Source organism: Actinomycetota bacterium, from assembly GCA_005774595.1.
Lineage (GTDB): Bacteria > Actinomycetota > Coriobacteriia > Anaerosomatales > D1FN1-002 > D1FN1-002.
This window is the reverse complement of the sequence record VAUM01000095.1, coordinates 1-6382: the sequence shown is the minus strand read 5'-3', so window position 1 is coordinate 6382 and position 6382 is coordinate 1. Positions and strand designations below refer to the sequence as shown.

Genomic DNA, 6382 nt, shown 5'->3' with positions numbered 1-6382 from the left:
CGTCAGATGTGTATACGCGACAGCGGACGATGTCATCTCTCGCCCGACCTACAAGCGGTCCGGCGCCACCGGCGACGAGGCGTTCGGGCTCGAGCTCGGCAAGACCGCGTTCGCGCTACGGGTCGTCGAACCACTGCGGGACGCGCAGGGCCGGATCGTCGGCTACGAGGAGATGGGCGAGGAGATCGACCACTTCCTCGACTCGATGAAGGCACAGACGCGTGACGAGTACGCCATGGTGCTCGACAAGTCGCGCCTGGAGCACCAGCAGTGGATCGACGTCCGCCGGGCGTCCGGCAAGGGCGACAACTGGGACCGCGGCATCGCGAACGCGCTGTGGTGCGCCACGACCGCGGACACTTCGCTCACCGAGTTCGAGGGCGCGTGCGCGTCATTGCCCGCCAGCGGGACGGACCTCGGGATCGTGCGGTCCGGCGATCGCACCTACGCCCGCTCGGTCTTCCCGATCGACGATGCGAACGGCGACGCGATCGGCGCGATCGTGGTCGCGACCGACCTCACCGAGACGAAGACCCGCTACGGCGGCCGCATCCTCGCCACCGCGCTCGCCTCGATAGGCCTAGCGGTGGTGTGCGCGGCGATCTTCCTGCTGACGCTCCAGCGGACCGTGTTCGCGCCTCTGGCCCGCATGGAGGCGCGCATGATCGACGCGGGCGAGCGGCTGGCCGGCGGCGACTTCGGGCTCGAGGGCATCGCCGAGCAGGTCAGGGATGATGAGATCCGCGGCTTCGAGACCTGGCTCGTGCGGTTGTACCATGCCGCCGGCGAGACCGTGCGCTCGCTGCTGCGGGAGCGGGACGAGCGCGAGGGGCCGTTCGGCGAGGGGTGACGCCGCCCGCGCTCCGGCGGCGTGCTGTGGCGTCGCGCGCGCGGTTCGCCTACGCTGGTGCGGCGTCGCTGCACGGAGCTGCCGGGCGTGAGAGACGCTCGCGAGAGGGTATCTGCAGGGAGATGAGCGAGTGCCGGCCGCTCGCGCACGAGATGAGGAGGGTGCATCCATGCCGAAGATCACCGCAGACCAGGTCCGAGTCCCGGCTGACGTGCCGGCCGAGTTCCGCGACACCTACGTCGAGAACCACCTGAAGGCGACGCAGGGCACCGGGCGGCTCATGCTGTTCGCCTGCGACCAGAAGATCGAGCACCTCAACGACGACTTCTACGGCGAGGGCATCGACGCCGCAGACGCCGAGCCGGAGCACCTGTTCCGCATCGGCTCGCAGGGCACGATCGGCATCCTCGCCGGGCAGCGCGGCCTCGTCGCCCACTACGCGGCCGACTACCCGCAGCTGAACTACCTCGTGAAGATCAACAGCAAGACGCACCTGGTCAAGACGGCCCAGGAGGACCCGTACAGCCCGCAGCTGTACGACCTGCAGACCGTGCTCGACCTGCGCGACAACGGCGTCAACGTGGTCGGCGTCGGCTACACGATCTACCTCGGTAGCGAGTACGAGGCCGCCATGATGACCGAGGCGGGCCAGCTCATCGCCGACGCGCACTCGGTCGGCCTGCTCGTCGTGCTGTGGATCTACCCGCGCGGCAAGGCCGTCGAGAACGAGAAGGACGCGCACCTCATCGCCGGCGCCGCCGGCGCGGCATGCTGCCTCGGGGCCGACTTCGTGAAGGTCAACCCGCCGAAGAAGTCCGAGATCGCCTCCTCGGCCGAGCTGCTCAAGGAGGCGGCAGCGGCCGCCGGGCGGACCGGTCTCGTGTGCGCCGGCGGCTCGACCGTCGACGCGCAGACGTTCCTCACGCAGCTGTGGGAGCAGATCCACGTCGGCGGCGCGATGGGCAACGCGACCGGGCGCAACATCCACCAGCGCTCGCTCGACGAGGCCGTGCGCCTGACCAAGGCCATCAGTGCGATCACGATGGACGACGCCGACGTCGAGCGCGCCCTGCGGGTGTTCGCGGGCACGGAGGACTTCACCGTCTAGCACCACCGCCTGAGCGCGGGTACCATTACGCACACACGAGCGGCGCCTTCCCAAGCCGAGCCGGGGGGCGCCGCCGCGTATCGGCCACATGCAGGGAGCAGACCCGCCGTCATGCCCATGTCCGACTGGTTCAAGGCCCGCGACGCCAAGCGCTACACCGCCGCGGACCCCTCCGGCCGCCAGCCCGAGATCACCGACGGCGCGTGGGAGAAGTGCCCCGGCTGCAAGCACGTGCTCTACGCGGGCGATCTCGAGCGCACCGACGGCGTCTGCCCGCACTGCGGCCATCACTTCGAACTCGAGGCGGGGGAGCGCATCGCGCTGCTCGCTGACGAGGGGACCTTCGCCGAGATCGATGCCGGTCTGCGAAGCGGCGATCCGCTCGAGTTCACCTCGGGCAAGGCGTATGCGGGCCAGTACGCGGCCGCCGTGGAGAAGACCGGCATGAACGAGGCGTTCGTGGCCGGGCGCTGCCGCATCGAGGGCGTGCCGGTGGTCCTCGGCGTGATGGACTTCCGCTTCATCGGCGCCTCGATGGGCTCGGTCGTGGGAGAGAAGATCGCGCGCGCGTTCGAGGCCGCACTCGCGGACGGCTGCGCGGTCGTGCTCGTGACCGCGTCCGGCGGCGCGCGCATGCAGGAGGGCATGCTCTCGCTCATGCAGATGGCCAAGACCTCGGCGGCCGCCGAACGTCTCGCGCGCGCGGGCCTGCCGTACGTCGCGGTGCTCGCCAACCCCACGTACGGCGGCGTGACGGCCTCGTTCGCCACGCTGGCCGACGTGATCGTCGCCGAGCCGGGCGCGATGGTGGGCTTCGCCGGGCCGCGCCTCGTCGAGCAGACGATCAAGCAGGGCCTGCCCAAGGGCTTCCAGACCGCCGAGTCGCTCGTCGAGCACGGCATGGTCGACGCGGTCGTGCCGCGCGCCGAGCTGCGCGACACGCTCGCGCTGCTGCTCGGCTACCTCGCGCCGAAGGGCGGCGCGTCATGAGCCGCCGCTTCATCATGGAGTTCGAGCGGCCGCTCGCCGCGCTCGAGGACAAGCTCGCCGACCTCGCCAAGCTCGACGTCCACACCCCCGAGCTCGACGCCGAGATCGCCGCGCTGACCGCCGAGGTCGAGCGCATCCGCGCGACGCTCTACGTCGACCTGGGGCCGTGGGAACGCGTGCAGGTCGCGCGCCACCCGGACCGGCCGAAGACGCAGGACTACGTGGCCGGGCTGTTCACGGACGTGTTCGAGATGCACGGCGACCGCTCGTACGGCGACGACGAGGCCATCTTCGCGGGCCTCGGCACGCTCGGCGAGCGCCGGTGCGTGGTGTTCGGGCACCGCAAGGGCGCCGACATCAAGGAGAACATCCGTCGCAACTTCGGCCAGCCACACCCCGAGGGCTTCCGCAAGGCACGCCGCGCGATGGAGCTGGCCGGGAAGTTCGGCCTGCCGGTCGTGAGCTTCCTCGACACCGCCGGTGCGTTTCCCGGCCTCGAGGCCGAGGAACGCGGCCAGGCGTGGGCTATCGCCGAGTGCCTTGCGACGCTGTCGGACCTGCCCGTGCCGGTCGTCGTGGTCGGCATCGGTGAGGGCGGCAGCGGGGGCGCGCTGGCGATCGGGTTCGGCGACCGCCTCATCATGCTCGAGAACGCGTACTACTCGGTCATCTCGCCCGAGATGTGCGCGCTCATCCTGCACAAGGACTCGGACCGAGCGTCCGAGACGGCCGGCTGCCTCGACCTGACCGCGCCGGACCTCGTGCGCCACGGCATCGCCGACGAGATCGTCAGCGAGCCGCCGGGCGGGGCGCACGTCGCCCCGGACGTCGTTGTCGCGGCGGTCGGGGAGAGGGTGGCCGCGGCGCTCGACTCGCTGGCGGACCTCACGGGTGAGGAGCTCGTGGAGCGGCGCTACGCCCGCCTGCGCTCGATGGGCGAGTTCACGGAGTAGCGGACGCGCCGCCGGTCCGCGGGTCCGTGCGCCTCGCGCGTGCCTCGGGTATCTTCGGAACGTGGCGTCACATACGACGTCGTATGTGACGTCGCCCGTGACGCCGGCACCGGGAGACCGACCCGCTGGCTGCGAGGACCACGGACGAACCGAGGGGGACCACCCATGGACACCTGCCCGGCACCCGAGAACATCAAGCGCATCGGAATGCTCTTCTCCGGCGGCCCCGCGCCCGCCGCCAACGCCGTCATCTCCGCCGCCGCGCTGTCGTTCCTGAACGCCGGGATCGGCGTCGTCGGCTTCCTCGACGGCTACGAGGATCTCGAGCTGTACTCGCCCGAGAACCCGCTGCGCGAGGGCGAGCACTACCTGTGCATGTCGCGCGACCTGGTCTCGGGCATCCGCACGCGCAAGGACATCATCCTGCGCACCTCGCGCGCCAACCCCGGCAAGGTCATCGAGACGCTCGCGGACCTGACCGATCCCGAGAAGAACGCGAAGCTGCGCGCGGTGTACGCCGCGTTCGAGGCGCACAAGATCGACGCGCTCGTCTCGATCGGCGGCGACGACACGCTCAAGACGGCCAACTACCTCTACAAGATGCAGGAGCTCATGCCCGAGCTGCGACGCATCCGCGTCGTGCACCTGCCCAAGACGATCGACAACGACTACTTCGGCATCGACTGGACGTTCGGCTTCACCTCGGCGGCGCACTTCGCGGCCATGGAGATCCGCAACATCGGCGCGGACGCGCGCTCGACCAAAGCGTGGTACGTGCTCGAGATCATGGGCCGCAAGGCCGGATGGCTCACCTACGCCTCGGGTATCGCCGGCGAGGCCACGCGTATGCTCTCGCGCGAGGACTTCGACGACGTGTTCGACCGCGACGCGGTGGCCGCCGAGATGGTCGACCTGATGCTCGCCCGGGCCGCCGACGGCCGCGAGCACGGCGTGATCTGCATCGCCGAGGGCCTGGCCGAGCTCCTGCCGGAGGGCCAGCGGCCTCGGGTGGTCGACGAGCACGGCAACTCGCTGCTCGGCAGCGTGCAGATCGGGCAGTCGCTCGCCGCGGCGATGGAGAAGGCGTACAAGGAGCGCACGGGCAGGAAGATCACGGTCCGCGCGAAGCAGATCGGCTACGAGACGCGCTGCGCCGAGCCGGGCGGCTTCGACGTGATGCTCGGCTCGCAGCTCGGCGCCGGTGCGTACCGCGCGCTGTGCGAGGAGGACCTGACCGGGGTCATGGTGTCGGTCGAGGGCCAGCTCGACCTGAAGTACGTGCCGTTCGACGAGCTCATCGACCCGGACACGATGAAGACGCGCATCCGCTTCATCAAGCGCGGCTCGGACTTCTACCGGCTCGCGCGCATGCTCGAGTACCAGGAGCTGGAGCACTGCGACCCGACGTGCGAGTAGCCCCAGCAACAGTGCGGGGGAAGGGGAACACGATGCAGGCACGAACGGCAACACCTGCGGACCTGTCGATGCCGAGGTGGGCGCACGAGCTGGTGGCCCGGGAGGCCGAGGCGAGGGGCGTCACGGAGACCCAAGTGGTTGTGGACGCGCTCGCTGCAGACGAGCGGCGAGCGTTCGACGCGCTGCTCGCCGAGGGGTACGCCGAGATGGAGGCCGCGGAGGCGGAGGGTGGCGCCGAGTGGCCGGATGCGCCGACTGTCGCCGGGGAAGCCACGCTGTGACTTCTGCGCGGCCGACGCCCGAGGAGCGAGGCGCCGAGGGCGAGCGGCTGGTATCGGCGGAGCTGCGGCGACTCGCGCCTCAGTTCGGGTTCTCAATGGTGGAGAGTGTCCTGCTAACTCCGGGTATGAGGACGTCTCAGATCGACCACATAGTCGTCGACAGCAACGGCATTCTCGTGGTGGAGACCAAGGCATGGTCCGCGCGCGTGTTCGGCAGGGACACGGAGCCGCGTTGGACGCTTCGCTACCCGTCAGGCAAGACGTTTCAGGTGCAGAACCCGCTACACCAGAACACATCCCACGTGGACTCAGTGCGACAGGTGCTCCGCGCGTCGGCGCATCCGATTGATCCCGACTACGTGAAGGGTGTTGTAGTCCTGGTCGGGACGGACACTGATCGTCTCGAACTCGACTCGCTGTCCAAGGAAAGGATTCGAGACGTCGCGTCGCTTGAGGCGTACTTCGCAGACCGCAGGGACTTCGCGATCAACTCAGGAGGGCTTTCGGAGCGCGCGATAGGCGAACTGACCGGGTTGCTCGCGGGGTTGAATCGTGCGGGAGATTCCGAAGTCGAGGCTCGTCATGCAGTCGGTCGTCGGCCCGCCGTCAAGCGCTGGGAGTCGTCGTCCGTCCGGCCGACGCGCCCGTCAGAGTCCGTCGCCGTGCAGCCATCCGTGTCCCCGTCTCGACACGCGCCTGCGGATTCGGCTGACACTACGTCCGCTGCCACGCCCCGCCCCGGCGGTTCAGAGATGACTCGCTCGCTGACTGCGCCCGCCAGGCC

Annotated in this window: 6 protein-coding genes; all 6 read left to right on the top strand. The window is 69.7% G+C overall.

Annotated elements, in window-relative coordinates; translation table 11 throughout:
• Positions 1-850, top strand: an 850-nt coding sequence (locus tag FDZ70_05240) for a hypothetical protein (GenBank protein TLM77521.1), incomplete at its 5' end; no start/stop codon positions are given.
• 169 nt (positions 851-1019) lie between these two features.
• Entirely contained in the window at positions 1020-1958 is a 939-nt protein-coding gene (locus FDZ70_05235) for an aldolase (protein TLM77520.1), read from the top strand.
• 111 nt (positions 1959-2069) lie between these two features.
• The gene (locus FDZ70_05230) at positions 2070-2948 is read left to right on the top strand and encodes an acetyl-CoA carboxylase carboxyltransferase subunit beta (protein TLM77519.1); all 879 of its coding nucleotides are present in this window, start codon (positions 2070-2072) and stop codon (positions 2946-2948) included.
• A gap of 14 nt (positions 2949-2962) precedes the next feature.
• Positions 2963-3901 carry an acetyl-CoA carboxylase carboxyltransferase subunit alpha gene (locus FDZ70_05225; protein ID TLM77522.1) on the top strand — a complete coding sequence of 313 codons (939 nt, stop codon included), beginning with the start codon at positions 2963-2965 and terminating at the stop codon, positions 3899-3901.
• A gap of 165 nt (positions 3902-4066) precedes the next feature.
• Positions 4067-5317 carry a 6-phosphofructokinase gene (locus FDZ70_05220; GenBank protein ID TLM77518.1) on the top strand — a complete coding sequence of 417 codons (1251 nt, stop codon included), beginning with the start codon at positions 4067-4069 and terminating at the stop codon, positions 5315-5317.
• 76 nt (positions 5318-5393) lie between these two features.
• The coding region (locus FDZ70_05215; GenBank protein TLM77517.1) for an NERD domain-containing protein at positions 5394-6382 on the top strand (989 nt) is incomplete at its 3' end.